Origin of the sequence: Ruegeria marisrubri (assembly GCF_001507595.1) — a bacterium.
Classification (GTDB): Bacteria; Pseudomonadota; Alphaproteobacteria; order Rhodobacterales; family Rhodobacteraceae; genus Ruegeria; species Ruegeria marisrubri.
In genome coordinates this window covers 170,352-196,523 of the sequence record NZ_LQBQ01000038.1, presented here as the reverse complement: position 1 = coordinate 196,523, position 26,172 = coordinate 170,352, and the positions used below count along the sequence as shown (strand labels likewise).

The following is a 26,172-nucleotide window of genomic DNA, read 5'->3' as shown; positions in this document are numbered from 1 at the left end:
ACCATGGACACAATCCGCGAGATTTTCTTTCTGCCGCCGATGGCGGTCGCCCGGCTGGGGCCGGGCAAGACGCCGCTGGAAAGCTATGAATGGCAGCAGGATCTGGACGCGCATGGCAACAACAAGACCGTCATCCGCTCGAACGTGACCCTGCGCGAGAACGAGGACGGCAGCGTGTCGGCCTATCTGCCGGACCCCAAAAAGATCCGCTTTCGCGATGAAGGAACCGGGGCGCTGCGCCCGGTCGCGCCGTTTTTCGAGCTCTGGGCGCGGATGCACGATGCCAGGACCGGCGAAGAGTATGAAACGCCGGTCACGCTGGACCTGCTCGAGGAACAGGGCCTTTCGCTCAGGCACATCCGCTATGACGTCACCGTCGGCAACCAGAAGGCCGCCCGGCGCACCGGCGATGCCGCCTGCGGGTTCCGGGCGCGGACCGAGTTCGCCGGCGATGATTTCAGCCGCAAGGCGCTGCTGGCCTTCAGCCCGCACACCTCGCAGCAGCAGCCTCTGGTCTATGAACACAACCCGATCCCGCTGGGCACCGTGCGCGCGGTCCGCCCCGTTCGCCCCGACAGCGACGAGGCCAAGCCGCTGGCAGATCCCAGCACCCTGCGACTGCGCTTCACCCCGCCCGCGGGCGAGGTCTATGGCCCGCCGGACACGGCCTTCGGCCCCGCGACGCTGGCCGTTCCGGGCTACAAGAACGACCCGCCCAAGTCGGAATATGGCCGCATCCACGAAATCGTGCCGCCGCAGAACCGGATCCTGAACCCGGATACGCCCTGGTCGAAATGGATCATGATGACCGGCATCCATGACGACCCGGAACCGCATGACAGCTATGACGGCGCGCGGGTCGGCAATGACCAGTCCTGGGGCGTGGTGGACGACACCAGCGACGGCGTCATCGAGGCCACCCTCTCGGTCGGAGGCGAACGCCTGATCGCGCGGGCGCGGATTTTTACCGGCCCGCCCGATTTCGCCCCCGACTGCCGCCCCTTCTACAGCCTCGAGGACGATCTGGCCGACCGCGACCTGTCGCTGGTCTCGGTGACCGACGACAACTACCTGGACGCCAAGGCCGAGGTGGTCGACATCTTTCGCCGCGCCTTCGAGACCAACAGCCTGATCAACCTCGACGACATTCGCGCGCAGGGGCTCAAGGACAACGCCTCGCTGCAGGCGCAGACGAAAATCGCGCCGACGCCGGGCCTGCCCTCGACCGACGCCGCGTCGATGACCGAAAAGGACGCGGTCAAGCCCGACAAGATCCCCGACCTGATCCGCCCGCAGCCGGTGTCGGTGTTCTCGAACTCGGTGCCCAACGACCGGCTGCCCTACACGGTCGCGGTGAAATTCGTGCACGAGCAGCTGATCGACGAGGAAAACCTGCTGGATTTCCTGCGCCGCAGGCCGGATTTCGTCAAACGGCTGATGCGGCCGCCCTTCGGCATCCTGTCGCAGATGGAGCCCGACCCGAACCCGGACCAGCCCCCGAATCCGGCCTTCCGCGACCCGCGCATCGTGCGCGACATGATGCATGACGCCCGGATGCCGCCCTACATGCGCGATTCCAACTATTTCCCGCTGTCGCTGTCGCGGCGGCAGTATCACCTGGTGATGTCCTTCATCGACTACCTGGTGGCGCATCCGCCGCAACCGCAATCAGCGCCAGCCGCAGGAGGGCCGCAGGATGTCTGACTCTTCCCCGAAAATCCGCATCACCCCCCGCAACCTGACCGCCCGCGCGGCCTACAAGGTGCCGGGCAACCCCGACAACACCCGGCTGGATGGCTCGGTCGGCAACTGCTTTCCGGGGCTCGAGATGGACGTGCGCGACCTCGACCGCCGCTTCTTTCCGGGGCTGGTGTTCAACGCCGTGCGCGTGCCGCTCAGCCCGGTGCCCGAGGCGCCGAAGAACACGCAGGGCTTCCACCTCGTCTTTGTCGATTACATGTATGACCCGATGCTGCCCGACGACAGCCCCGAGGACTGGGTCCAGACCCTGCTGGCCGCCTATCGCGGCGACGTGGGCGCGAAACTCAGCCAGGGGCGGTGGTTCCTCGACTGGGTCGAGCAGGGCGGACGGCGGATCAGGTTTCACGAGACCGACGGCACGCCCTATGACGGGATGCTGGTCTGGCGCTTCATCCGCAGCCTGGAGCCGGGGCGCGACAACCCGGTGACGGTGGCGCTGGTGCGCCGCGATCACCAGGGGATCGTCGATGCCGAACCGGTGGTGCTGCGCGGCTATCGCCGCCAGTATCGCACCGAGGCGGGCGTGTTCGACGACGCCTACGATCCCGGCGAACTGACCCAGAGCCTGTGCAACCCGTGGTCCCACGATTTCCGCGACTGCGGCTGCCACTACTGGCCGTCGAACCACCCCGACGTGGTGATGCCCGAGGTGCCGCCGGACCAGGCCCTGCCCACCGGGCAATCCTACAAGCCGGTGGTGGCCGAAACCTATCTCGACTGGCTGCGCGCCGATCGTGGCCCCTCGGGCAATGTCGCGGCGCTGAACACGGTCGAGCAGAACCGCCCGTTCCAGATCGACCACTACCAGGTCAACCAGATGTGGAGCGACCTGCCCATCGTCGTCGAAGGCCGCGAAACGGGCGAGGTCTATCACGCCGACCCCGAACTGCCGGATGTCGAGCCTTATGCCGACACCGGCGCGATGGTCGAGGATCTGAAAAAGCGTCTGGCGCCGATGGAGATGACGCTCAGCCTGCAATATCTTTACGCCTATTTCTCGCTGGCCGACCCGGAAACGGTCGACGCGGCCCGCTGGCCGACGCTGAAAGACGACCTGATCTTTGCCCGCCGCGCGCTGCTCGAGGTCGCGATCGGAGAGATGACCCATATGCGCTGGGCGAACCAACTGCTGTGGGAGTTGCAGGGCGACGCCTACAAGCCGGTCCTGACCCCGGCCGAGATCCTGCGCTTTGGCCCCGGCCACGGCAAGGTCTATCCCCGCTCGCTGCGGCCTCTGACGGACGAGGCCTTGACCGATTTCATCGAGATCGAGCGTCCCGGCGGTTTCATCGACCGCGCCTATGCGAAATGCGTGGCGACGCTGGAAAACAAGACCCTGTTCTCGCGCCGCCTCTATGCGCTGGCGGTGCGGATCGACTCGGATGGCGACGAGCATTTCCTGCGCTTCCGCCAGATGAAGGAGGTGCTGGCCAAATACGACACCGGGCAGGGCACGCCCGCCTATCTGCGCCCGGTCAAACTCGGCACCCAGGCGCAGGCGAAAGAGGCCCTGGCGCTGTTCCATGCGGTCACTGACGGGCTGGGCAAGGCCTATGCGCTCGAGGCGCAGGACAAGTTCACGCAGGCGCAGGCGCATATCACGCAGGTCCGCGCCGCGATGCAGAATCTGCGGCTCAAGGGCGACGAACTGGCAGCCAAAGGCATCGGCATTCCATTCTGGCGGGAAGTCGAGACATGACCGGCACGTCTGGCGACGCGCATTTCTTCGAAACCCAGCATGGCCAGCACATGCTGGCAGTAGACGGCTCGCGCGTATTCGACGTGCCGCCTGGCACGGGTCAGGCCTATGCCGCCTGGGGGCAGGACGAACGGGCCGCATTCCTGGCCTCGCTGGGCGTCACCGGCGCACCCTTCATCGACGACGTGCCGCCGCAGGATATGCCGGTCCGCTCCCTGTCGCTGGCGGTGGCGCAGAAATGCAACCTCGCCTGCACCTACTGCTACGCCTCGGGCGGCGAGTTCGGCGGCCCGGCCCGCAACATGCCGTGGCAGGTGGCGAAAGCCTCGGTCGACCGGCTGATCGACGAGGCCGAGCCGGGCGACAGGATCAACCTCGCCTTTCTGGGCGGAGAGCCGCTGATCAACCGCGACCTGATCCACCGCGCCACCGAATACGCCACGCGGCAGGCGCGGGCCAATGATCTGCGCGCCGGTTTCTCGATCACCACCAACGGCACCCTGCTGCGCCCCGAGGATGCGGAGTTCTTCGAAGAGCACGGCTTTGCCGTCACCATCAGCCTTGACGGGATCGGCGCGGATCACGACCGCCTGCGCCCCTATCGCAACGGGCGCGGCAGTTTCGATGCGATCCTCGAGCGGATCAAACCCCTGCTGATCGCGCAGCGCAGGATGCAGGTCGGCGCCCGCGTGACCGTGACGCCGCAGAACATGGACCTGCCCGAAACGCTGGATCGCTTCGTGGGTATGGGGTTCCACTCGGTGGGCTTCTCGCCGATGCTCGCCTCTCCGAATGGGCAGCAGGAACTGGACCGGAGCGGGCTGGAAGAGATGCTTGCCCGGATGATCCTCTGCGGCCTGGCCTTCGAGGCGGCGGTGATCGCGGGGCGGCGCTATCCGTTCTCGAACATGGCTGCGGCCATGCACGAGATCCACCGCGGCACCCACCGGCCCTATCCCTGCGGCGCGGGTGCGGGCTATTTCGGCGTGTCGGCCGATGGCGGCCTCTTTGCCTGCCATCGCTTCGTCGAGGACGAGTCCGGCGCGATGGGCGATGTCAGCGACGGTCCCGACGCCCGCCGCGACGGCTGGCTGGCCGGCCGGCACGTTCACCGGCAAAAGCCCTGCAACAGCTGCTGGGCGAGGTATCTCTGCGGCGGGGGCTGCCATCACGAGGTGATCCATCGCGGCCGCCCGGCCTGCGACTACATCCGGGGGTGGCTGCATTACTGCCTGCAGGCCTATGTCCGCCTGATGGAGGCGCGGCCCGATTTCTTCGGCGAGGGCCAGCCGCCACCCCAGACCGCACGGCGGGCCTGAAGACGATGCCGCCACGGGTATGCGAGGCAGAAATCTGCGTGGTGGGCGGTGGCCCGGCTGGCGCGGCCACGGCGCTGCGTCTGGCGCAGCTGGGCCATGATGTCTGCCTGCTGGAGCGACACGCCTTTCCCCGCCCGCATGTAGGCGAGTCCCTGCCGCCCTCGGTGCTGCCGCTCCTTCAGTCGCTGGGCCTGCGCGAGCGGGTCGAGCACTCCGGCGTCCTGCTCAGTCACGGTGCGATCCTCTACTGGGGCGGCGCGTTCGAGCGCCGCGGCACGCAGGGCGGCCCGCCCGGCCTGCTGGTGGACCGGGGGCGGTTCGACGCGCTGCTGCTGCAAGCGGCGGCGCAGGCGGGCGTGCGCGTGCTGCAACCTGTTCGCGCGCACCGGCCCCGCCGGACGGCCCAAGGCTGGGACATCCCCCTCAGAGGGGAAACGGACATTCCGTGCCTGCGCGCGCAAGTCCTGATCGACGCGGCGGGCCGGCAGGCAGGGCTGGGGCGCCGCTTCCGCCGCTGCTCCGAACCGCTGCTGGCGCTATACGCCTATTGGCAGGCCCCGCGCGGGTTCGGCCCGGAAACCAGGATCGAGGCCGGCGAGACCCACTGGTATTGGGGCGCGCTGCTGCCCGACGGCACGGTCAACGCGATGGTCCTTGTCGACCCGTCCGAATGCACCGGCCTGTCGCCCGCCGGGCGCAGGGATCTCTACCTGAACCTGCTGGCGCAATCGACGCTGCTGTCCCCCTGTCTCGAAGGGCGGCGGATCGGCCCGGTCCGGCGCTGCGATGCCACCAGCCACATGGAAACCACCCCGCCGGCCCGAGACCTGCTGCGCGTGGGCGAGGCGAGTTTCTCGCTCGACCCGCTGTCCTCGCAGGGGGTGCAGTCGGCGCTGGGGCAGGCCATGCAGGCCGCGGCCGTGGCGCACACCGTGCTGACCCAGCCCGAAAACGGCGATCTGGCCTTGGCTTTCCATTCCGAACGGCAGGGCGAACGGGTGCGGGCCCACGCCAATCTCGCCGCCGAATACTATGCCAGGCAGGCGCGGCACCGGCCCACAGGGTTCTGGACCGGGCGGGCCGCGCCCCCGGCCTGGCTGGCGCAGGACACGCCCGACCCCCGGCGCGAAAAGCTGCCCGGCGACGTGCCGCTGCACCTGTCGCCACGGGCCGCGCTCTGCGTGTCGGGCGTTCAGACCGGCCCCCTCATCACCCCCGGCCATGTCCTGACCCACCCGCATCTCGGGCGGCCGGTTGCGCTGCTCGACGGGGTGCCGATCGCACCCTTGCTGGAACAGATGCACCGGGCGACACCCGCCGACCAGATCTTGCAGGGCTGGTCCGCCTCGCTCGGGCCGGCCCGCGCGGGCAAGATCCTGAACTGGCTGTGGCAAAACCGCATTCTCGTTCCCGCCTCGGGGCAACCGATCCCGGTTTCCTCTGCCGCGCGAATGGCATAATGTCTGCGTGAATCTGAACAGCCTGATGGAGTCACATGTCGCGTTTCGATGGATATTTCCTGCGGCAGTTGCTTTTGCTGTTCGGCTTTTTCACCCTGGTTCTGGTCGGGGTGTTCTGGATCACCCGCTCGGTCGGCCTGTTCGACCGCGTGATCTCGGGCGGTCAATCGGCGATGGTGTTTCTCGAATTCACCGCGCTGACCCTGCCCACGCTGATCCGCACGGTGATGCCGATGGCGGTATTCGCCGCCGCCGTCTATGCCACCAACCGCCTGAGCCGGGAAAGCGAGCTGACCGTGATGCTGGCCACCGGCTCCAGCCCATGGAAACTGGCGCGCGCGGTCGTGCTGTTCGGCCTGATCACCGGCCTGATGATGGCGGCCATCAGCGTCTACCTGCGCCCGATGGCCGTGGCGCAACTCGAACAGCGCCAGCACGAGGTTTCCGGCGACGTGACCGCCCAGCTGCTGAACGAAGGAGAGTTCCTCCACCCCGCCGACGGTGTGACCGTCTATCTCGGGCGCATCGATCTGGACGGCACCCTGCATGACGTCTTCGTTTCCGACCGGCGCGAGGCGGACATGCCCGTCACGTATTCAAGCAAGACGGCCTACCTAGTACGCGCCGAAAACGGCATCAACCTGGTCATGCTCGACGGGGTCGCGCTCCGCTTTGATGCCGCCGACAAAACGCTTTCCTCGACCCGGTTCCAGGATGCGGCATATGACATCACCGCGCTGACCAGCGGCGGTGCGATCTACAAGCGCACCCTGGGCGCCATCCCCACCGCCGAACTGGTCTCCGACCGCGATTCGATCGTCGAGGAAGAGAATTTCCGCATGGGGCAGCTGATCGAAGAACTGCACCAGCGGTTTTCGTGGATCGCGATCTGCGTCGCCGTGGCGCTGGTCGGGTTTTCGACATTGATGCTGGGCGGGTTCTCGCGCTTCGGGCTGTGGCCTCAGATCCTCGGCGCCTTCACCATCCTGATCGTGCTCGAAGGGGTGCGGGGCCTTGTGTCGCCCATCGTCATCGCCCGCCCCGAGACCTGGGGGCTGCTCTATCTTCCGGCGATCCTGGGAACGCTCGTGTCCTGCCTCTTCCTGGCGGTTGCCGGGCGCCCGTTGATGACGAGCTGGCGCCGCAGAAGCCGCAGCGCCGAGCCCTCCGCGGCGTAACCTAGCCGTCGGCTTCGTCCATCAGGCCGCGCACCCACCGCCCAGCCGCCCAGGTGGCGGGAATGCCCAGCGGAATCGACCATATCACGGCATCAACCGGGGTGATCGCCGAATAGCCCACCGCATGCGCGATCAGCCCGGCCAGAAACAGGTTGATCGCCACCGCGCCCGCCACGAACGGGTAGAACAGCACGGCCAGCTTCCAGACTGGCCAGCGTCCCTCAGTGGCTGGTTCCTTCCGAGAAGGTGATCTTGTTCCAGACATTGTATTTCCCCGAAGGTTTGCGCATCGGCAGGCGCCGGACCTCTTCCAGCGTCTGGGCATCATACACGATCACCGCGCCGTCGTCCTCCCAGACCGAGACCAGCGCATGGCTGCCGTCGCGGGTGAACTCCACATGCGCCACGGTCTTGCCGGGCGCGGGGCGCAGCGTCTTGACGATCTCAAGGCTCTGCTTGTCGATCACATGCATCAGGTCCTTGTTGGGGCCAAAGAACACGTCCACCCAGACATAGGGCGAGTTCTCGTGGCTACGCATGAAGAAACCGGGGCCCTCGGTCTTGATCTGCTTGACCGTCTCCCAGGTCTTCATGTCGATGACCGACACGACACCGTCCTTGAGGTGCGGCGTCGCCATCACCGTGGTGTCGCCCAGTTTCCAGGTGATGCCCGAGCCCAGATGCGGCATTCCCGGCAACTCCAAGTCCGCCACCTTGTGGCCGATCACCAGGTCTATGACCTGACCGCCATCGCCCTTGCGCGAGGCACCCATGACGTATTCGTAGGACTGGTCGAAAAAGAAGTCGTCCAGATAGTCGGGCGTGGTGATCTTGCGGATCGGAAAGGGCGTGTCCTGCGCCACCGGGCCTTCGATCTTCCAGTCATGCGCCAGCCCGCCGGAAAACAGCCCCGGATCGGGGTGCTTGCTGTAGGACACTTCCCAGATCTCGGGCACGTCCTTGAGCGCGAGGACAAAGCTTTCGCGCGGCGGCGCCTGGTAGACGGCGCTGACCCGGCTGGGCGTGCCGTCCTTGCCCTTGACCTCGTGCACCTCGGCCACCGACAGGTCATCCGTCGACAGGATCGTCAGCGTGTTGGGCAGGTAGTTCGCCACCGCCAGCCACTGGCCGTCGCCGCTCATGGCGATGTTGCGGCTGTTGAGCCCCGCGCGCACCCGGCCCACCTGTTTCAGCGCCCAGATGTCGTATTTCTGCACCCAGCCATCGCGCGACATGATGAAGACATAACGCCCGTCGGGGCTGAATTTCGGCCCGCCATGCACGGCGAACGGCGTCTCGAACCGGTCCAGAACCTCGAACGTGTCGCCATCCAGAACCGAAACGTGATGGTCCCCGGTCTCGACCGCCAGCGTGATGTTCATCGGGTCGCTGTCCCAGACCGGCGCATCGACGGCGACGTAATCCTCGTCCAGCACGCGGCTGGCCATGATCTCGGCCTCGCCCCATTCTGGCGTTCCTTCCAGCGGCGTCTTGAGCCAGCCGGCCAGTTCCTCGATCCGGATCGCGTCCATTTCCTGCGCAAAGGCGGGCATCTGCGTGGCGACGCGCCCTTCGGAGATCACCTCGGCGATACGCGGCCCGCGCATCCGCTTGAGCGTTTCCGGGATCAGCGCCGGACCGACCCCGCCCAGCCGTTCGGCACCATGACAATCGGCGCAAAATTCCTTGTAGTCGGCAGCCGGATCGGCCGCCACGGGGCCGGCCAGCATCGCCACGGTCAGGATCAGGGCAGCTTTGCGTTTCATCTTTTCAAAAATACTCCCGCCGGAGGCTCCCGCACTCACCACCCGCGCTCGGGGCGCGGGCTGGGCAGGGGCCGGTCAAAAGAACTGGTGCGCCGGATCGCGGCGCTTGCCGCGGAACGGGGTGACCTGCAACCGCTCGCCCGCGTCCTCGACGCCGATCTCGGCATTGCCGAGGTAACAGGCCGGATCCTCGGCCCAGGGATCGCCGGTCAACTGCAGCGCCCGGATCCGGGTGTTGCCACCGCAGACGTCGCGCAACTGGCAGGCGCCGCACCGGCCCTTGAGCGGCCGCGGCCGGGTGCGCAGCAGTTCCAGCATCCGGTCGTCGCCGGTCCAAAGCTCCGAGAACGGCGTCTGCTTGACGTTGCCCACGGTGTAATCCGACCAGTAGGTATCGGGATGCACACGGCCCAGATTGTCGATATTGGCCACGCCCAGCCCCGAGGAGTTGCCGCCCCAGGCCACCAGGTGCTCGCGAACATGGGCAACCTTGGCAGGCTCGAACCTCTCGGCCGCCCAGTTCAGGAAATACCCCGCGTCGGCGTCATTGTTGCCGGTGACGATATCCAGCGGCCGCCCGCCCGACACCGCGTCCCAGGCGCGCTCCAGCAGCAGGTCCAGCGCCCGGCGCGTGCGCAGGTGCTCGGCATCCTCGCCGCGGTTCTTGTCGCCGCGCCCGGCATAGACGAGATGGCTCAGGTAGAACTTGTCCACGCCCTCGTCGTCGCACAGCTTGATCAGGTCCGGCAGGTGCTGGTGGTTGCCCTCGGTCAGGGTGAAGCGCAGGCCCACCTTGATGCCGCGCTTCTTGCACTCGCGCACCCCGCGCAGGGCGTCGTCAAAGGCGCCGTCCACGCCGCGGAACCAGTCATTGGTGGCGCCGATCCCGTCGATCGAGATGCCCACATAGTCGAACCCGATCTCGGCCACGCGGTCGGCATTCTCGCCGTGGATCTTGGTGCCGTTGGTCGAAAGCGCCAGCATCCGCACCAGTTGCCGGGCGCGCGCGGCGATCTCGAACAGGTCCTTGCGGTCCAGCGGTTCCCCGCCCGAGAGGATCAGGGCCGGGACGCGAAATTGGCCCAGATCCTCAAGGGTCGTCATGGCTTGGTCATGGCTGAGCTCGCCCGGAAACTCGACGTCCGCCGAAACGGTATAGCAATGGCGGCATTTCAGGTTGCAGCGCCGGGTCAGGTTCCAGATCACCACCGGTTTCACCGGCCCCGAGCCGCGCTTGCGGACGGGGGTCGGGGTGACCAGCTGCTGCATGTATTCGGTCAGGCGGAACATCTCTTCAGCCTTTCTGGCGGAGCCGCAGCCCCGTCTTTTTCAGGATTCGTGTGGAATAAAGGATGTCGCAGCCGCGCAGCGCCGTGCCCAAGAGGGCGCGGATCTCGGCACGCTTTTCCTCGACTTCCTCGCGCGAGTCACCATGGACCATCGCGAACAGGTTGTAGGGCCAGTCGGGCAGGGCGCGGGGGCGCTCGTAGCAATGGGTGACATAGGGCAGCGCGCCCACCTGCGCGCCAAGCTCGGTGATCCGGTCGTCGTCCACGTCCCAGACGGTCATGCCGTTGGCGGTCATGCCCAGCTTGTAATGGTTGGGCGCGGCGGCGATGCGGCGGATCACGCCGCGCGCCTTCATCGCGGCGATGCGCGCCATCAGGGCGTCCTGGGGCATGTCCAGTTGCTCGGCCACCTGCGCGTAAGGTTCCGGCACCAGCGGCAGGCCGCCCTGCAGCGCCTCGATGATCTGCCTGTCTGTGCTGTCAATGATCATGCCGCGACCCGGAACCCGATGAAGAACTCTTGCAGTTTGGGAAAACGCAGGACTTGCACCCCCGTTTCCCGTTCGATCGCATCGGCGCAGGCCCCGATCCCCTCGGGCGTTTCGGTGGCCAGAACGAACCACATGTTCAGCCGGTGCGTGCGCTCATAATTATGCGCGACCTCCGGGTGGGCATTGACTTTGGTCAGGACTGCTTCGAAATCCTCGGGCGGCACAGCCATCGCGCACAGGCAAAAGGCGCCGCCCATGGCAGCCGCGTCAAAGAAGGGGCCGAACCGGGTGATCACCCGCTCGTCCTTCATGCGGGCAACGCGGGCCAGCAGATCGTCCTCGGTGATCCCCAGCTCCCGGGCCACCTGCGCATAGGGGCGCTCGGTTAGCGGCAGGTCGTCCTGCATCCGGTTCAGGATCGCGCGGTCGGTGTCGTCCAGCGGGGTCATGCGGCCACCTCCTTGGGTTTGATCAGCGCGCCGGTCTGCTTGAAACAGCGGGTCGAGAACAGGACGCGGTGCTTTGCCCCGGCAAGCTCGGGCAGGGCCACGGCCCCGGCCAGCACCTCGCGCGCCTCGGGGCGCGAGCGGGCGTGGATCATGCAATAGAGCCGATAGGGCCAGACGCCCTCGACCGGGCGCCGTTCATAGCACAGCGTCACGCCCGGATGGGCGGCCAGCGCCGGGCCGGCGGCATCCACCTGCTCGGCGGGCATGTCCCAGACCACCATCGCGTTCGCGGACCAGCCAAGTGCCCGGTGACGAACGATCACCCCCAGGCGCGAGATGATCCCGGCGTCGTGCAGCACCTTGATGCGGTCCATGACCTCTGCCGCGTCACGCTCCAGCGACCGGGCAAGGGCGGCGAAGGGATCGGGCACCAGCGAAAGGCCGGAACTCAGCGCCTGCAGCAGGTCGAGGTCACCCGGCTGCATCACCGACCGATCCACCTTGCGCGCGCCGGGAACCCGCTGCTTCCGGTCGCTCATCCTGAAGCCGAGATCCACGTTGAACGGCCGCACAAGGCGCAGGTCCAGCACCTGCAGGCCGGTTCGGGCGCTGATCCGGGCCAGCGTGTCATTCACATGCTCGCGGTTCGGCCCGGTGGCGACGAACCAGAGATTCCAGTCGTCCTGGCGTTGGTAGTTGTGGTTGACGCCGGGCTCGGCGTCGATGATGGCGGCGACCTCTTCGATGCGCTCTTCGGGGGCGGACACCGCCGCCAGCGTGCTGGCCGAGACGGTGCCGGGGGCGATCGTCGCGCCGACGCGGGTGATCCGGCCGGCCGCCCGCATCCGGGCAAGCCGGTCGATCACGTCACCCTCGTCCAGCTCCAGCCTCTCGGCCAGAACCCGGAACGGGCGCTCGGTTACCGGAAAGTCGCGTTGCCAGTCATCCAGCAGGCTGCGGTCCTTGGGATCGGTGATATGGCACATGCGTCAAAGCCCCGTCCTGTGCGCGCGCGCGGTAAAGAAGATGCCCGAGGGACTCTCGGCATCGATTTCACGCAGCTTTTCGAATGTATGCGTGTCGTAAACCATGACCTTGTCGGCATCCCGCACGCTGATCCAGATCTCGTGCCCGCGTGGCGTGAACTCCATGTGCAGCACCGCCGGGCCCGGCTTGAATTCGTGGATCACCTGCTTGGACACCGTGTCGATCACCTGGATCGTGTCGTTCAGCGGGTGGGCAAAGTTCACCCACACATGCCGACCGTCGGGCCGCGCCATGGCAAAGACCGGTTGCCCATAGGTCTTCGTACGGCCGGTTTCCGTGAGCGTGGCGGCATCGACCCACAGCACTTCGTGATGCCCGACGGCCGGCAAGACGAATTCCTCGCCGGTATGCGCCCAGCCCTCGAGATGGGGCATCTTGTAGACGGGCATTTCCTGCTGTCCGCGGCCATAGCCGGGCAGCACCCGGATCGGTTCGGGCGTTTCGTCCCACAAATCCAGCGCGGTCAGCCCGTCCTCGCCGAACAGGCCGGTGATGTAGGTGCGGCCATTGGCGGTGATGAGCGCGTCATAGGGGTTCTCCCCCATGTCCTTGATCTTGGTGAGTTCCATCTCGGGGCCCGAGAAATCGGCGATCCATGTCTCGCCATTGTCCCAACCCGTGAAAACAAAGCGGCGGCCCGGCGCATCGACCAGCCCGATCGTCTTGCCGCCGGTGGGGATGTCGGCGACCATCTCCAGCGTGTCGGCGTCAAAGACGCGCACGCCGCCGGGCTCGTAGTTCGACACCGCGACCAGCTTGCCGTCATCCGAGATCGCCCCGCCGATGGCGTTGCCCGCCTGCACGACCCGGTTCACGACCTGCCGGGTCACGATGTCCACCTTGGTCAACCCGCCGTCGCGGCCAAAGACATAGGCGAACCGCTCGTCCGGGGAATAGACCAGCGAGGCATGGCTGAGATCGCCCAGCCCCTCGATCCGGGCCAATGCGGCGCGGTCCGACTGATCCACCAGCAGAACCGATCCGCGGGCGCGTTCGATCACCAGACCCAGATCGCCGGTCGCCATGGGCTCGGCCTGGGCGGTCGTTGCCAGAAGGGCGGCCAACAGGCCGAATGCAAACCGTTTCATTGCTCCTCCGGGGTCAGCAGGTAACGGGCGATCCATTCCGCCTCTTCCTCGGTCATCAGCGGGCGCCAGGGCGGCATGGGCGTGTCGGGGATGCCGTCCAGGATCACCGTGGTCAGAACGTCCACGTCGTAGTGCTGCAGGTTCTCGGCCCGCAGGTCCGGCCCCAGCCCGCCCTTCAGCGACAGGCCGTGGCACGAGCCGCAATCCTGATGCACCAGCCGTTTCAGGGCGGCGGGGTCCAGCGTGTCGGCGGCAAAGGCCGAGGTGGCGACAAAGACGGCGGCCGTCAGAAAGGTCCGCCCGGTCCAGATGTTGCGCCGCGCAGCCGGGTGGCCGCGGGCAGAGTTGGCATAGGCAAGTTCAGGCATGGGCTTCTACCTGTTCGATCAGGTCGGCCACCGGCCGTTCGGCATAGAGCGAGACGACCTTGCCGATGATGAAAAGGGTGGGGGCGGTCAGTTCGGCCTCGCGCGCATCGGCCGCGATCCGGTCGAGGCATGACACGAGGCGGCGTTCCTGCGGCGTCGTGGCGCGGCCCACGGCCAGAACCGGGGTCGAGCCGGGCAGGTTCTCGGTCATCAGCCCCATCGCGATCTGGCCGATGCTGGCCACGCCCATGTAGATGACAAGGGTGGTGTCGGGATCGGCCAGCCGCTTCCAGTCGAGATCCAGAACCTTGTCGGCCTGGCGGTGGCCGGTGACATATTGCACCGAGGTCGCAAGCCCCCGATGGGTCAGCGGCACGCCGGTCGAGCAGCTGGCCCCTTGCGCCGCGGTGATGCCGGGGGCATAGTCCACCGCCACGCCATGCGCCATCAGATAGGCGGCCTCTTCCGAGCCGCGCCCGAAAATCATCGGATCGCCGCCTTTCAGACGCGCGACCGTGCGGCCGGCACGGGCCTGTTCCAGCAGGATCTCGTTGATCCGCTCCTGCGGCACGGTGTGGCACTTGGGTGCCTTGCCCACCGGGATCATCTCGGCCCGCTCGGGGCACATGGCGAGGATTTCAGGGGACACCAGGCGGTCATAGACCACGACGTCGGAGTCGCGCAGCATCCGGTGCGCACGCATGGTCATCAGTTCCGGATCTCCCGGCCCGGCGCCGATGAGGAAGACTTTACCACTCATTTGAAAGCTCGCTCGTCCTGAATGCTGGCTGGTCCCGGCGCGTCCCGCACCGCTCTCGCTCAGGCGCGTGTCGGCCTGACGGATACGGGGCTGGTGCTGGAAATACCGGGCGTGTCATGGAGGCAGACTGGCCGATGCCAAAAGGAGTCGCCTTGACATAAGTTAAGGAGCGCGGGATTTGCGCCCGCGCTCCTTGCCGATAGGTTTTTTGCCTGTGAAATCCGGGCGTTGATCAGGGTTCGACCGTGATCATCCCGATCATGTTCTGGGTCTCCCAGTGCGGGCCGCACAGATAGTCCTGCTGGCCTGGCGTGAGAAAGGTCATCTCGACGGTTTCCTCGGGGAAGATCCGGTCGCTTTCGGGTTCGCTGCCGTCCTTCAGCAGCACGCTGTGGCTGGTGCGTTTGTCCACGTTGACCCAGCGTACGGTGGTCCCGGCCTTCACCGTCAGTTCGGCGGGGCAGAAGTTGTACTTGTACATCAGGACCACCTCGACCCCTTCGGCCTCGGACGAGGGCTCACCGAAAAGCTCGACATAGCGCTCCTCGGCCTCGGCGCAGATCGCGGCCTTGTCCTCTTCGTCCGCCAGAACGGGAAAAGCTGCCGCAAGCGACAGCAGGACCGTGGGAAGAAGGATCGAGTTTCTCATGTTTCCGGTCTCCTCTCCGATACGGTGCGGCGGCCGGGCAGACCGGCCGCCGCGCTTTTCTTACTGCTTCACAACATTGATGATTGCCGAGTCATCATCAAGGGCAAGACTGGTATCCAACGTCACATGGTGGAAACGCGCCGCCGCATAGTCGTCGTGGATCGCGAAGCCGACCGTGTATGTCTTGCCCGACTCCAGCGGCACGTCGCCCGGTGCGCCCGAGTTCAGCGGCCGCTTGAACACCACGGTCCACATGCCGCCCGACAGGCTGGCCGAGGCTTCGATCTCGCCATCGTTCACCACGCGGCGGTCCAGCAGGTAGCCGTTGGTGGCGCTGCCGTCGGCAAAGACGCGCATCAGGTCAAGCAAGGTGCCATCCTCGAGATACTGCGCGATCTCTTCCTCGGGCTTGAGCTTGTCCCAGCCACCCAGCGCCTTGCCGCGGCGGCCCTTCACCTCGACCTCGGTGCGGCTTTCGCTGAGATACTTGGTGATCGAGCCTTCGGCGTTCAGACGGGCCGCGACGTCGCCACTGGCGGCGATGGTTTCGGCATCGGGCGCGAAGGGCATATAGGTGTTGTCCGCGTGGCACGAGGCCCAGCAGCCCACCTGGTCACCCAACTCGATCCCCGTGCCGGTGATCATCATGGCAACCTTGACCTGGTTGTCGGGGTCCATCTTGCCGCCATCGACGAAGGGGGCAGGGTTGTGGCCCGCATCCGCCCATTGCAGCCGGACATACAGGTTTTCACCGTCATGCGCTGCCTGCACGGTGGCGTCGATCACGCCGCGCTTGCCCGGGATCGGCGTCGGTTCCAGATCGCCGCCGGCGACGATCTTGCTGCCGATCGCGTCCAGTTCCTTGGCGTGGCAGGTCGAACACTTGTCGCCGCCCTTGGTCAACGGACGCGCGCCACCGTGGAACTTGCCGTTCTGAACCCATTCGAACGAGGCCTGGCCGGGATAGAACAGCTTCAGCTCCGCACTGGCGACCGCGTTCCAGTCGATGTTCGCGCCGACATCGCTGCCGCCACCCGAAGCCGCGGCTTCGCTGGATTCGCCGTTGGCCTTGGCGCGCTCTTCCGCGACGGCACTCTCGACCGCGGCGGCGATCTGCGCCTGAACGGCTTCCTGCTGCGCCTTGCGCGCGGCCTTCTCGGCTTCGGCGTCGGCGGCTTCCTTGGCCTCGATCCGCGCCAGGCTTTCAAGATATTCCGGCGGGATCGGACGGGCGAATTTCGGGTTCGGCGCCTCGAGTTCTTCCAGATACTCCTCCGGCGCCCGATCGCGGATGTTCGAGTGCGCGATGCCCTTGTGGCAGTCGATGCAGGTCTGGCCGACCTCCATCGCGTTCAGGTGCTGCTGCCGCGCCCGCGGTTTCTGGAACTCGGGCATCATCGATTCGAAATCGTGGCAGTTGCGGCACTCGCGCGAGTCGGTCTTCTTCATCCGCTCCCATTCGTTCATGGCCAGATGGATGCGCTTGGCCTCGAACTTCTCGGGCGTGCTGATCGAACCGACCAGTTTGCCGTACAGCTCCTTGGACGCCTGGATCTTGCGGATGATCTTGTGGGTCCAGTCCTTGGGCACGTGGCAGTCGGAACAGACCGCGCCCACGCCCGAACGGTTCACGTCGTGGATCGTGCCCTTGTACTCGGTGTAGATATAGTCGCGCATCTCGTGGCACGAGACGCAGAACTTCTCGGTGTTTGTGGCTTCCATGGCGGTGTTGAATCCGCCCCAGAAGATGATGCCGGCGATAAAGGCCACGAAGAGGACGCCAATCGGTGCCCCCCACAGCATGTACCGCCGCCAGATCGGCTTTTTTTCTTCCGTATCGGTGGACTGGGTCATCTCCAGGCTCCGTCTTGGCTTTCTGGTATGGCCTCGGGTGACAGGCCGGTTGCGTTGAGTTGCTGGTGGTCATGGGGACGTGAAAGACGGTCCCCCGGCCCCGGAAAGGCAGAAGGGGCGGGCGTGGGGCCCGCCCCTTCGTCAGGCAGATGCCATCGCGTCAGGTGACGTGGTTCGAACGGTTGTAGACGTTGAACTTGCCGGTGGGCGCATACAGCCCGTCGATCCGGCCGATCTCTTCCAGCGTTTCCGCGTCGAAGATCACGATCTGACCGTTCGGCTCTTTCGAGTCCTTCAGGTTCCACTTGGAGACCCAGACTTCGGTGCCATCCTTGTTGAACTCGAAGTGGACGGCGGCGTTGCCTTCATCTTCGGTGATCTGGATGGTCTTCACGATTTCACCGGTTTCCTTGTCGATGACCTGCACCGACTGCTGGACTTCCGGTTCCGGGTGTTTGGTCTGGTCAGCCCACACGTATTTCGAATTCGGGTGGGTGCGGACGAACAGGCCCGGGCCGTCGGTCTCGGTTTCGTAGCAGATCTTCCACGCCTGGTCCGGGTGGCCTTCCGGGTCGTTGCCCCAGACGGTCACGGTGCCGACGCCAAGGTGGGTCGTACCGGCCACCGGGCCGCAGTTCGGGTCCACCCAGTTCGCGCCCGGGCCGGGGTGCGGCAGGGCAGCGGTGTCGATCATCGCTTCGAGCTTGTGCGTCTCGGTGTCGACGACGACCATCTTGTTCGACGCGTTCGCGGCGATCTGGAAGTAACGACCGGTCGGATCGAAGAACCCGTCGTGCAGGAACTTGGCCGAGTTGATCTTGTCGATTCGCAGGTTGTCGAGGTCGGTGTAATCGACCTGCCACAGCTGGCCCAGTTCTTTCACCGCGACGATCCAGGTCGGCTCGTTCGGGGTGGTGTAGATGGCAGCCACACGGCTTTCTTCCACGTATTCGCCGTCAACGTTGGTGCCGCGGGTCGAAACGACCTTGAGCGGTTCCATGGTCTTGGCGTCGACGATGGCGAAGTGCGGCGGCCAGTACCCGCCACCGATCACGTATTTGCCGTCGCCGGACACGGCCACGTCACGTGCGTCGTAGGCGATCTTGACTTCGGCGACCAGCATCTTGTCCGGCGTCTGCCAGAGGTCGATCTTGGTCATCTTGCCGTCGCGGCCCATGGTGTACCAGAAGCGGCCGGGGTTCTCGGGCTCTTCCAGCTTGTGGTGCTCCGAGGCCTTCAGCACGTGCACGGCATAGCCGGTCGGGATGTGCGCCAGAACTTCCTTGGTGTCGCCGTCGATCACGGCCACCTTGCCTACGTCACGCTCGATGACGACGAAGAAGTTTTCCCAGTTGCGGCCGTGCAGTGGCTCGGTCGGGTAGTCTTCTTCTTCGACATAGACCTTGCGGGTCTCTTTCATCTGGGCGAGCGACATCTCGGGCGGCTTGGGCGGCTCCATCATGATGTAGGTCGCCATGTCCTTGATTTCCTGCTCGGTCATGATGTCCGAGAAGTTGTTCATACCGCCCTCGGTGCCCCAGGCGATGATCTTTTCAAGGCGTTCCTGACCCAGTTTCAGGGTGCCGCCTTCGGTCACGGTGCCGTCGGCCGCGGTCTTTTTCCAGTAGGGTTCCAGGTTCTTGCCCGTTGCGCCCTTGCGCAGAACGCCGTGGCAGCCGGCGCATTGTTCGAAGTACAGCTGCTTGGAGGCTTCGAACGCTTCTTCGCTGAGGGTTGGCTCCTCGGCGAAGGCCGGTGCAGCAACGCTGCCCAAAAGCATGGCCAGGCCAGCTCCGAGGGCGCGTCCCGATTTCGTGTAGGTGATTCCAAGTGACATGATCACTCTCCAATGTGCGTGGTGAGGCAGGGGCGAGACTGCTGCATGGGCGCCCGGGGCTCCTTGACAAAAGTCAACGCTCCTCTCGGAAACGTGAGGCCGCCGTTCCTGGGCGGGGGGCGTGCTGTTTTTGATCGGCGGGTTTGATTTTGGTTAAGTGCCGGCCCCGGCCGGGTGGCTACAGGTGTTGAAAGCAGGGGCCGCCGCAGCGATGGCGGCGCGGCCGCCCGCGAACAGGATTTCAACAATCTCATGCGCATCCGCCATGCATGCGCTTCCCGAACCAAGGGGGAAACCGAATGTCTGCAACAGTCAGGCGAGTGCTGGGCGAAGGATTCCGGGTGTTCTTTCTGGCCGCCGGTCTGTACGGCCTGTTCACCGGAGTGATCTGGGGCATGTGGCTGGCCGCCCAGGCCGGAGAGGGGCCGATCGGCGAGGCCTCCTATGCGATGGCCGCGCCGATGTGGCACGCGCACGAGATGATATTCGGCTATGCCACGGCGGCATTGGGCGGGTTCTTTCTGACCGCCGTGCCGAACTGGACCGGGGCGCCGGGGGCGCGGACCGCCTATATCACCGCCGCGGCCGGGCTCTGGCTGGCCGGCCGGGCCGCGATGTGGTTCTCGGCGTCGCTGGCGCCCTGGGCCGTGGCCGTGGCGGATCTGGCCTTCGTGCCGATTCTGGCGGCCAAGATCGCGACCCAGCTCATGCGGCGGCCCAAGCCGCAGAACATGATCTTTCTGGCCTTCCTCGCCTTCATCTGGATCGCCAACCTGATGGCGCATCTGGAATGGCTGGGGCTGACCGCCGACACGCTCGACACCGGGCTGCGGGCCGGGCTGCTCAGCCTGTGCGGGATGATCGCGGTGCTGGGCGGGCGGATCACCCCTGCCTTCACCCGCAACGCGATGAAGCGCGAAGGCGAGCCCGAGGAGACCTGGCCCGTCAGCGTGCCGCACCTTGAAAAGGCCAGCCTGATTCTGGCCCTGGCGCTGCCCGTGCCGATCCTGATTCTGGGGCCGGGGGCCGTGGCCGGGGTCGTGGCGCTGGCGCTTGGCGTGGTTCTGTTTCTGCGACTGTCCCGCTGGCGCGCCCGCTGGGCCCTGCGACAGCCGATTCTGATCGCCCTGCATCTGGGGCTGGGGATGTTGGGGCTTGGCCTGATCCTGTGGGGGCTGGCGCTGCTGGGCGTCGGCAACGAGATCGGCGCGCTGCACGTCCTGGGAATCGGCGCCGTCGGCGGCATGACCCTTGCCGTGATGAGCCGCGCCGCACTTGGGCACAGCGGTCGCGCCCTGATCGCGCCGCCGCCCGTGGCGGTGGCCTACGGGCTGATGGCGGCCGCGGCCCTGCTGCGCTGGATCGGGGCCGGGCTGGATGCCGGCTATCTGGTCGTCATGCTGGCGGCCGACGGCTCGTGGGTCGTGGCATTCGCCCTCTATCTGGTGGCGATGTGGCCCGCGCTGACCCAGCCGCGCGCATCCGGCGCGGGTTGAACGCGCGGGGTCCGGCTGTCCAGGCGGTTTGCATCGCGGCCGGACTGCCTGCGCGCGGGCGTCAGGAAAGGACCCGGTAATCCTGATAGATTTTCAAGTCTTGACTTTAGTTAAGGAAGTTTCCCGCCCAGACGGCCATTCCTGTACCACTAGCAAAGCGGCGCAAAAGGAGAGCGCAATGCGCGAAGTCATGACAAAGAGCATGGCCCGCAACATATTCTATGGCGGGTCACTGTTCTTCATAATCATCTTTCTGGCCCTGTCCTTCCACTCGGTCAGATACATCAAGACCACCTCGACCAACGAGGAAACACTGACCCACAGCGTGGCTGCGGGCAAAAAGGTCTGGGAAGACAATACCTGCATCAACTGCCATTCCCTTCTTGGGGAAGGTGCCTACTTCGCCCCTGAACTGGCGAACGTAATGGAACGCTGGGGCGTTCTTGACGATCCCGATGCCGCCTTCGAGACCCTCAAGGGCTGGATGGAGGCGCAACCCACCGGCATCGAAGGCCGTCGCCAGATGCCGAACTTCAATCTGAGCGACGAAGAAATCCGCAACCTGAGCGACTTCCTGATCTGGACCAACACGATCGACGCCCAGGACTGGCCGCCGAATGATGCGGGATAAGGAGAGTTGAGGCCATGAAATATCAATCTCAAAGAATTGCTCTGGTCTACTTTGCCGTGGCCATGGGGCTTTTCGCGATCCAGGTGCTGGGCGGTCTGCTCGCCGGCTGGATCTACGTCGCGCCCAACACGTTGTCGGAACTTCTGCCGTTCAACATCGTTCGGATGCTTCACACCAACTCGCTGATCGTGTGGCTGATCACCGGCTTCTTCGGCGCGGCCTACTTCCTGATCCCGGAAGAGGCCGAACGCGAGATCTACTCGGAAAAGATCGCCTATCTGCAGCTGGCCATCCTGGTCATCGGCACGCTGGGCGTGGTCGTGACCTACGTCTTCAACCTGTTCGAAGGCCACTGGCTGCTGGGCAAGGAAGGGCGTGAGTTCATCGAACAGCCGAAATGGGTCAAGGCCGGCATCGTGGTGGCCGCGCTTCTGTTCCTCTACAACGTCACCATGACGGTGCTGCAGGGCAAGAAGACCGCGATCACCAACATCCTGCTTCTGGGTCTGTGGGGTCTGGCGCTGCTGTTCCTGTTCAGCTTCTACAACCCTGAAAACCTGGCCCTCGACAAGATGTTCTGGTGGTACATCGTGCACCTGTGGGTGGAAGGCGTCTGGGAACTCATCATGGCGTCGATCCTGGCCTACCTGATGCTGAAGCTGACCGGCGTCGACCGCGAGGTCGTCGAGAAATGGCTCTACGTCATCGTTGCCGCCGCCCTGTTCTCGGGCATCCTCGGCACCGGCCACCACTACTACTGGATTGGTACCCCCGGTTACTGGCAGTGGATCGGTTCGATCTTCTCGAGCCTCGAGGTGATCCCCTTCTTCGCGATGATGGCCTTTGCCTTCGTCATGGTCTGGAAAGGCCGTCGTGACCACCCCAACAAGGCCGCTCTGCTGTGGTCGCTGGGCTGTGCCACGCTCGCCTTCTTCGGCGCCGGCGTCTGGGGCTTCCTGCACACGCTGCACGGTGTGAACTACTACACCCACGGCACGCAGATCACCGCGGCACACGGGCACCTGGCCTTCTTCGGCGCCTATGTCGCCCTGAACCTCGCCATCTTCAGCTACGCGATGCCGATCCTGCGCAACCGCGACCCCTACAACCAGGTGCTGAACATGGCTTCGTTCTGGATGATGACCGGCGGCATGGCCTTCATGACCTTCGTGCTGACCTTTGCCGGTACGATCCAGACCCACCTGCAGCGCGTCCTGGGCGACTACTACATGGACGTGCAGGACCAGCTGGCGGTATTCTACTGGATGCGGTTCGGCTCGGGCGTCTTCGTGGTGCTCGGCGCGCTGGTGTTCATCTACGCAATGTGGGTGCCGCGCAAAGAGGTCATCTCGCATGACGCAACGCAGGCTGCGGAGTAATGGAAATGGACGGTTCAATGAACCTCGGAACGGGGGCGGCTGACGCCCCCTTCTACCTCGCGCAGGGCGACGAATGCGATGTCTTCGCCGCCGCGCATGCAAACAACCTGCCGGTTCTGTTGAAAGGGCCGACAGGCTGCGGCAAGACCCGCTTCGTGGCCCACATGGCCGCCAAGCTGGGTCGGCCGCTCTATACCGTGGCCTGCCACGACGACCTGGCCGCCGCCGACCTGATCGGGCGCTACCTTCTGAAAGGCGGGGAAACCGTCTGGGTCGATGGCCCCCTGACGCGGGCGGTGCGCGAAGGCGCGATCTGCTATCTCGACGAGGTGGTCGAGGCGCGCAAGGACGTGACCGTCGTGCTGCACCCGCTGACCGACGACCGGCGCATCCTGCCGATCGACCGCACCGGAGAAGAACTCGAGGCCGCGCCCGGCTTCATGCTGGTGGCCTCCTACAACCCCGGCTACCAGAACATCCTGAAAACCCTGAAACCCTCGACCCGGCAACGCTTCATCTCGGTGGAATTCGACTTCCCCGCGCCCGAACTCGAGGCGCAGGTGGTGGCCGAGGAAAGCGGCCTCGCGCTGGACCGCTGCAAGCCGCTGATCCGGCTGGCGAACAAGCTGCGCGGCCTCAAGGGGCAGGACCTGGAAGAAGGCGTCTCGACGCGCCTCGTGGTCTATGCCGCGACCCTGATCGCGCAGGGCATGTCCACCGATCGGGCCATTCTGGCCGCCATGATCGAACCTCTTACCGATGATGAGGATATCAAACGCGGGCTCCTCGATCTTGTCACCGCCGTCTTTGGGTGAGGCCGGCGATGGTCAGGATCGACTTTGAGCCATGGGAACCCGAAGAAACCATCGGGAAACTGTGGCACAACCTTGCCAGCCGCCTGGATGCGCCCGAGGCGCATGAAGGAGCCGCAGTCGACCTCGCGCAGGTCGGCGGGCGGCTGGCAGTCCTTTTCCGGGGCCTCGGGGGCAGTCCGGGCGTGGAACTGCGCCCGGTCTCGCCCGAGGTTTCCCACCACCGGCTGAGCTGGCGCCGCCGCCTGGGCACCGAGGTCGAACTGGCGCCGCGCGCCTCCTTCGACGGCGAAGTGCTGCGGCTGCCCGACCGGCTGGCCGTCTACCCCGTCCGCGAGGCCAACGGCGCGCTCTATGTCTGGCTCGCCGCCGCGGCGGCACATGCAGGCACACGGATCGACGAGTCCGACCCCCTCCGGGCCGATCTGCGTGCCCTTCAGGCGGCGCAGGCCATGGTTGACGCGACCCTCGAGGACGCGCCCGGCCTGCGCCCGCTCTATACCGAGCTGTGCAAGGGCTTTCTGCACCAGCGCAACGTGCCGAACCTGCCCGGAACCGAGGCGGCGGTCGAGGCCCTGATCCGCCAAATGCTGGGCGACCCCGCGCCGCTTCCGCCCGAGGCGGAGCAGCTTCAAACCCTTGGCGATGATCTCAAGGCGCCACGCGGCTACCAGCCCTTCCGCCCGGTGCCGCTCTGGCCCGAGCTGCGCGCCGTGGCCTTTTCCGAACATCACGAGGCCGAAAGCCGCGACACCGACGGCCCGCCCGAGGAATCCGGCGAAAAGACCCACCGCGCCCGCCGCCGCAAATCCGATCAGGCCGAGCGCAACGACAGCTTCATCCTGCACAAGTTCGAGGCCATCCTCAGCTGGGCCGAGTTCCTCAACCTCAACCGGCGCATCGACGATGACGACCCGGACAACGCGAAAAAGGCCGCTGACGATCAGGACGAGATCGGGCTGGGCCAGATCTCCAAGGCGCCGCCGACGCGGTTGAAGCTGCACCTCGACCTCGCCCCCGAGGACGTGGACCGCGAGCGCCTCTCGGGCCGCATCCTTTACCCCGAATGGGACGTGCGCACGGGCCAGTATCTGCCCGATCACGTCAATGTCCTGACGTCCGAGGCCGAAATCCGCGAGGATGCCGCCGAGTTCTCCAAGGACCCGGCCACCGCCCGCCGCATCCGCGCCGTCAAGCGCCAGTTCGAGGCGCTGCGCCCGGGCCGGGTGATGACCCGCGGCCATCTGGACGGCGACCAGCTGGATGTCGAGGCCGCCGTGCGCGCGCAGGTGGACCGGCTTGCCAATGGCGAAGGAACCGAGCGGGTCTGGATGCAGTCGCGCCCCGAGGCGCGCGACCTGGCCGTGTCGATCCTGCTCGATGTCAGCCGCTCCACCGAAAGCGCCGTGTCGGGCCGTGCCGTGATCGACATCGAACGCGAGGCGCTGGCGGCACTTGCCTGGGGCCTGAACGCCTGCGGCGACGATTTCGCCATCCACGCCTTCTCGTCGCTCAAGCGCAGCCGGGTCTACATCCAGCGATGCAAGGGCTTCGACGAGCCGATGACCGCCACGGTCGAACAGCGCATCGCCTCGCTGCGTCCCGGCTTCTACACCCGGCTCGGCGCCGCGATCCGCCATGCCTCGGCCGACCTGGCCAGCCAGTCGCGCAAGCGCAGGCTGCTGCTGGTGATCACCGACGGCAAGCCCAACGACCTCGACCACTACGAGGGCCGCCACGGCATCGAGGACACCTGCATGGCGATCCGCGAGGCCCGCCGCAGTGGGCAGTCGGTCTTTGGCGTCACCATCGACAAGACCGGCAAAAGCTGGTTCCCGCGCATGTTCGGGCAGGGCGGTTTCGCCGTCATCCCCGAACCCAACCGCCTGACGATGGCGCTGCCGCAGATCTACCGCCAGCTGGTCGGCGCATGAGCGACGCGTCCCTCATCGACGAGCTGCCCGGCGAGCTGCTGATGTGGGTGCTGATCGTCTCCGAGCTGCTGGTCTTCGGGGCCGGGCTCATCGCCTTCATGGGCGTGCGCTTGACCGACCCGGCCGGATTTGCCGAGGCGCAGGCCCATCTCTACCGCACCGGCGCCGCGCTCAATACCGCGGTGCTGGTTACTTCGGGCTTTCTGGCCGCGCAGGCCCTGCACTGGCGGCGCGCAGCCCGTCGCGGGGCGGCGCGTCTTGCCCTGATTGGCGCCGCGGCGCTGGGCGTGCTGTTCCTCGTCATCAAGGGCGCCGAATATGCCGGCAAGGCGGCGCAGGGCATCAGCTATGAAACCCACCCCTTCTTCATGTTCTACTACCTGCTCACGGGGTTCCACGCCGCCCATGTGGCGGCCGGGGCGGGCATCCTGCTGCTGGTCGCCTGGCGGGACGATCCCCGCAACATCGAGGCCGGGGCGCAGTTCTGGCACATGGTCGATCTGGTCTGGATCATGCTGTTCCCCGTGATCTACCTGCTGGGGTGACAGACATGCCGCTCACTTCATCTTTTTCCAAATACTCCCGCCGGAGGCCCCCCGACTTTCTCACCTTCGCCTGGCTGGCCCTGCTGGCGCTCAGCTTCGCCTCGGCCTTGCTGACCAGGCTGGCCCTGCCGCCCCAGATCGTCGGCGGAGGGATACTCCTGCTGGCACTGGCCAAGGCGCGGGTCATCCTTGCCCGCTATCTCGATCTGGCGGACAGCCCCGCCTGGCTGCGCGGCTTCACCATCGTTCTGGCCGGCTTTTCGATCCTGGTCTTCGCGCTTTACCTGGTGTGACCGCCGCGCCGCAGGCGCGGCCCGGCCCAACCGGGACCGGCGCATCGCAGATGCGCCCTGCCCGGGC

The 26,172-nt window shown here is 66.0% G+C and carries 24 protein-coding genes; 12 read left to right on the top strand and 12 right to left on the bottom strand.

The window, feature by feature from the left end; all coding sequences use genetic code 11:
- The first annotated feature begins 3 nt into the window (after nucleotides 1-3).
- The 5 genes from AVO45_RS18495 to lptF are packed head-to-tail and all read left to right on the top strand — an operon-like array spanning nucleotide 4 to nucleotide 7,417.
- Complete coding sequence (locus AVO45_RS18495) at nucleotides 4-1,704, top strand: hypothetical protein (RefSeq protein ID WP_068349987.1); 1,701 nt, start codon at nucleotides 4-6, stop codon at nucleotides 1,702-1,704.
- On the top strand, nucleotides 1,697-3,460 hold the full coding sequence (locus AVO45_RS18490) for a ferritin-like domain-containing protein (RefSeq protein ID WP_068349986.1): 1,764 nt from the start codon (nucleotides 1,697-1,699) through the stop codon (nucleotides 3,458-3,460). Before AVO45_RS18495 ends, AVO45_RS18490 begins: the two co-directional genes overlap by 8 nt.
- Entirely contained in the window at nucleotides 3,457-4,779 is a 1,323-nt protein-coding gene (locus tag AVO45_RS18485) for a radical SAM/SPASM domain-containing protein (RefSeq protein WP_068349985.1), read from the top strand. Before AVO45_RS18490 ends, AVO45_RS18485 begins: the two co-directional genes overlap by 4 nt.
- A 5-nt stretch (nucleotides 4,780-4,784) precedes the next feature.
- Complete coding sequence (gene qhpG, locus AVO45_RS18480; protein WP_068349983.1) at nucleotides 4,785-6,239, top strand: flavin-dependent monooxygenase QhpG; 1,455 nt, start codon at nucleotides 4,785-4,787, stop codon at nucleotides 6,237-6,239.
- Nucleotides 6,240-6,274: 35 nt separating this feature from the next.
- Nucleotides 6,275-7,417, top strand: a complete 1,143-nt coding sequence (gene lptF, locus AVO45_RS18475) for an LPS export ABC transporter permease LptF (protein WP_068349981.1) — start codon at nucleotides 6,275-6,277, stop codon at nucleotides 7,415-7,417.
- A 1-nt stretch (nucleotide 7,418) separates the two neighbouring features.
- On the opposite strand, the gene AVO45_RS18470 is transcribed toward lptF, so the two are convergent.
- The 12 genes from AVO45_RS18470 to AVO45_RS18415 form a co-directional block, all read right to left on the bottom strand.
- Nucleotides 7,419-7,610 carry a hypothetical protein gene (locus tag AVO45_RS18470; protein WP_338055987.1) on the bottom strand — a complete coding sequence of 64 codons (192 nt, stop codon included), beginning with the start codon at nucleotides 7,608-7,610 and terminating at the stop codon, nucleotides 7,419-7,421.
- A 28-nt stretch (nucleotides 7,611-7,638) separates the two neighbouring features.
- Entirely contained in the window at nucleotides 7,639-9,183 is a 1,545-nt protein-coding gene (locus AVO45_RS18465) for a nitrite reductase (protein ID WP_068349977.1), read from the bottom strand.
- Between the two features lie 75 nt (nucleotides 9,184-9,258).
- Nucleotides 9,259-10,473 carry a heme d1 biosynthesis radical SAM protein NirJ gene (nirJ, locus tag AVO45_RS18460; RefSeq protein WP_068349975.1) on the bottom strand — a complete coding sequence of 405 codons (1,215 nt, stop codon included), beginning with the start codon at nucleotides 10,471-10,473 and terminating at the stop codon, nucleotides 9,259-9,261.
- Between the two features lie 4 nt (nucleotides 10,474-10,477).
- A complete protein-coding gene (ahbB, locus tag AVO45_RS18455; RefSeq protein ID WP_068349973.1) occupies nucleotides 10,478-10,963 on the bottom strand; it encodes a siroheme decarboxylase subunit beta in 486 nt (161 codons plus the stop codon).
- Nucleotides 10,960-11,412 carry an Lrp/AsnC family transcriptional regulator gene (locus AVO45_RS18450; protein WP_068349971.1) on the bottom strand — a complete coding sequence of 151 codons (453 nt, stop codon included), beginning with the start codon at nucleotides 11,410-11,412 and terminating at the stop codon, nucleotides 10,960-10,962. Before AVO45_RS18450 ends, ahbB (AVO45_RS18455) begins: the two co-directional genes overlap by 4 nt.
- Complete coding sequence (gene ahbB / locus AVO45_RS18445) at nucleotides 11,409-12,398, bottom strand: siroheme decarboxylase subunit beta (RefSeq protein WP_068349969.1); 990 nt, start codon at nucleotides 12,396-12,398, stop codon at nucleotides 11,409-11,411. Before ahbB (AVO45_RS18445) ends, AVO45_RS18450 begins: the two co-directional genes overlap by 4 nt.
- 3 nt (nucleotides 12,399-12,401) lie before the next feature.
- Nucleotides 12,402-13,547 carry a cytochrome D1 domain-containing protein gene (locus tag AVO45_RS18440; protein ID WP_068349967.1) on the bottom strand — a complete coding sequence of 382 codons (1,146 nt, stop codon included), beginning with the start codon at nucleotides 13,545-13,547 and terminating at the stop codon, nucleotides 12,402-12,404.
- Nucleotides 13,544-13,915, bottom strand: coding sequence for a c-type cytochrome (locus tag AVO45_RS18435; protein WP_082688869.1), 372 nt, complete (start codon nucleotides 13,913-13,915; stop codon nucleotides 13,544-13,546). The genes AVO45_RS18440 and AVO45_RS18435 overlap by 4 nt, the downstream gene beginning before the upstream one ends.
- Nucleotides 13,908-14,675 (bottom strand): uroporphyrinogen-III C-methyltransferase, encoded by a 768-nt coding sequence (gene cobA / locus AVO45_RS18430; RefSeq protein ID WP_068349965.1) that lies wholly within the window; start codon nucleotides 14,673-14,675, stop codon nucleotides 13,908-13,910. Before cobA ends, AVO45_RS18435 begins: the two co-directional genes overlap by 8 nt.
- A gap of 232 nt (nucleotides 14,676-14,907) precedes the next feature.
- Entirely contained in the window at nucleotides 14,908-15,324 is a 417-nt protein-coding gene (locus AVO45_RS18425) for a cupredoxin domain-containing protein (RefSeq protein WP_068349963.1), read from the bottom strand.
- Nucleotides 15,325-15,384: 60 nt separating this feature from the next.
- A complete protein-coding gene (locus AVO45_RS18420) occupies nucleotides 15,385-17,178 on the bottom strand; it encodes a NapC/NirT family cytochrome c (protein ID WP_068349961.1) in 1,794 nt (597 codons plus the stop codon).
- A gap of 160 nt (nucleotides 17,179-17,338) precedes the next feature.
- A complete protein-coding gene (locus AVO45_RS18415; protein WP_068349959.1) occupies nucleotides 17,339-19,015 on the bottom strand; it encodes a cytochrome D1 domain-containing protein in 1,677 nt (558 codons plus the stop codon).
- Nucleotides 19,016-19,314: 299 nt separating this feature from the next.
- Here AVO45_RS18415 and AVO45_RS18410 point away from each other — a divergent pair, with 299 nt between their 5' ends.
- The 7 genes from AVO45_RS18410 (at nucleotide 19,315) to AVO45_RS18380 (ending at nucleotide 26,105) form a co-directional block, all read left to right on the top strand.
- Nucleotides 19,315-20,511 (top strand): NnrS family protein, encoded by a 1,197-nt coding sequence (locus tag AVO45_RS18410; RefSeq protein WP_068349957.1) that lies wholly within the window; start codon nucleotides 19,315-19,317, stop codon nucleotides 20,509-20,511.
- A gap of 178 nt (nucleotides 20,512-20,689) precedes the next feature.
- Nucleotides 20,690-21,142 (top strand): c-type cytochrome, encoded by a 453-nt coding sequence (locus tag AVO45_RS18405; protein WP_068349955.1) that lies wholly within the window; start codon nucleotides 20,690-20,692, stop codon nucleotides 21,140-21,142.
- A 14-nt stretch (nucleotides 21,143-21,156) separates the two neighbouring features.
- Nucleotides 21,157-22,521 (top strand): cbb3-type cytochrome c oxidase subunit I, encoded by a 1,365-nt coding sequence (locus AVO45_RS18400; protein ID WP_068349954.1) that lies wholly within the window; start codon nucleotides 21,157-21,159, stop codon nucleotides 22,519-22,521.
- A 5-nt stretch (nucleotides 22,522-22,526) separates the two neighbouring features.
- Complete coding sequence (locus AVO45_RS18395; RefSeq protein ID WP_240482175.1) at nucleotides 22,527-23,336, top strand: CbbQ/NirQ/NorQ/GpvN family protein; 810 nt, start codon at nucleotides 22,527-22,529, stop codon at nucleotides 23,334-23,336.
- 8 nt (nucleotides 23,337-23,344) lie between these two features.
- A complete protein-coding gene (locus AVO45_RS18390) occupies nucleotides 23,345-25,267 on the top strand; it encodes a nitric oxide reductase activation protein NorD (RefSeq protein WP_068349949.1) in 1,923 nt (640 codons plus the stop codon).
- A complete protein-coding gene (locus tag AVO45_RS18385) occupies nucleotides 25,264-25,812 on the top strand; it encodes a cytochrome c oxidase subunit 3 (RefSeq protein ID WP_068349948.1) in 549 nt (182 codons plus the stop codon). The genes AVO45_RS18390 and AVO45_RS18385 overlap by 4 nt, the downstream gene beginning before the upstream one ends.
- A gap of 5 nt (nucleotides 25,813-25,817) precedes the next feature.
- Nucleotides 25,818-26,105, top strand: a complete 288-nt coding sequence (locus AVO45_RS18380; protein WP_068349944.1) for a cytochrome C oxidase subunit IV family protein — start codon at nucleotides 25,818-25,820, stop codon at nucleotides 26,103-26,105.
- Nucleotides 26,106-26,172: the final 67 nt, after the last annotated feature.

Bases quoted from the DNA above. Each gene is read 5' to 3' on its own strand.
- AVO45_RS18395 (WP_240482175.1), top strand. From the start codon at position 22,527: ATGGACGGTTCAATGAACCTCGGAACGGGGGCGGCTGACGCCCCCTTC.
- AVO45_RS18410 (WP_068349957.1), top strand. From the start codon at position 19,315: ATGTCTGCAACAGTCAGGCGAGTGCTGGGCGAAGGATTCCGGGTGTTC.
- AVO45_RS18400 (WP_068349954.1), top strand. From the start codon at position 21,157: ATGAAATATCAATCTCAAAGAATTGCTCTGGTCTACTTTGCCGTGGCC.
- nirJ (WP_068349975.1), bottom strand. From the start codon at position 10,473: ATGTTCCGCCTGACCGAATACATGCAGCAGCTGGTCACCCCGACCCCC.
- AVO45_RS18390 (WP_068349949.1), top strand. From the start codon at position 23,345: ATGGTCAGGATCGACTTTGAGCCATGGGAACCCGAAGAAACCATCGGG.
- AVO45_RS18385 (WP_068349948.1), top strand. From the start codon at position 25,264: ATGAGCGACGCGTCCCTCATCGACGAGCTGCCCGGCGAGCTGCTGATG.
- AVO45_RS18420 (WP_068349961.1), bottom strand. From the start codon at position 17,178: ATGACCCAGTCCACCGATACGGAAGAAAAAAAGCCGATCTGGCGGCGG.
- ahbB (WP_068349969.1), bottom strand. From the start codon at position 12,398: ATGTGCCATATCACCGATCCCAAGGACCGCAGCCTGCTGGATGACTGG.
- AVO45_RS18425 (WP_068349963.1), bottom strand. From the start codon at position 15,324: ATGAGAAACTCGATCCTTCTTCCCACGGTCCTGCTGTCGCTTGCGGCA.
- AVO45_RS18495 (WP_068349987.1), top strand. From the start codon at position 4: ATGGACACAATCCGCGAGATTTTCTTTCTGCCGCCGATGGCGGTCGCC.
- AVO45_RS18450 (WP_068349971.1), bottom strand. From the start codon at position 11,412: ATGACCCCGCTGGACGACACCGACCGCGCGATCCTGAACCGGATGCAG.
- AVO45_RS18440 (WP_068349967.1), bottom strand. From the start codon at position 13,547: ATGAAACGGTTTGCATTCGGCCTGTTGGCCGCCCTTCTGGCAACGACC.
- qhpG (WP_068349983.1), top strand. From the start codon at position 4,785: ATGCCGCCACGGGTATGCGAGGCAGAAATCTGCGTGGTGGGCGGTGGC.
- AVO45_RS18405 (WP_068349955.1), top strand. From the start codon at position 20,690: ATGCGCGAAGTCATGACAAAGAGCATGGCCCGCAACATATTCTATGGC.
- AVO45_RS18380 (WP_068349944.1), top strand. From the start codon at position 25,818: ATGCCGCTCACTTCATCTTTTTCCAAATACTCCCGCCGGAGGCCCCCC.
- AVO45_RS18490 (WP_068349986.1), top strand. From the start codon at position 1,697: ATGTCTGACTCTTCCCCGAAAATCCGCATCACCCCCCGCAACCTGACC.
- AVO45_RS18415 (WP_068349959.1), bottom strand. From the start codon at position 19,015: ATGTCACTTGGAATCACCTACACGAAATCGGGACGCGCCCTCGGAGCT.
- lptF (WP_068349981.1), top strand. From the start codon at position 6,275: ATGTCGCGTTTCGATGGATATTTCCTGCGGCAGTTGCTTTTGCTGTTC.
- AVO45_RS18435 (WP_082688869.1), bottom strand. From the start codon at position 13,915: ATGCCTGAACTTGCCTATGCCAACTCTGCCCGCGGCCACCCGGCTGCG.
- AVO45_RS18485 (WP_068349985.1), top strand. From the start codon at position 3,457: ATGACCGGCACGTCTGGCGACGCGCATTTCTTCGAAACCCAGCATGGC.
- cobA (WP_068349965.1), bottom strand. From the start codon at position 14,675: ATGAGTGGTAAAGTCTTCCTCATCGGCGCCGGGCCGGGAGATCCGGAA.
- ahbB (WP_068349973.1), bottom strand. From the start codon at position 10,963: ATGATCATTGACAGCACAGACAGGCAGATCATCGAGGCGCTGCAGGGC.
- AVO45_RS18465 (WP_068349977.1), bottom strand. From the start codon at position 9,183: ATGAAACGCAAAGCTGCCCTGATCCTGACCGTGGCGATGCTGGCCGGC.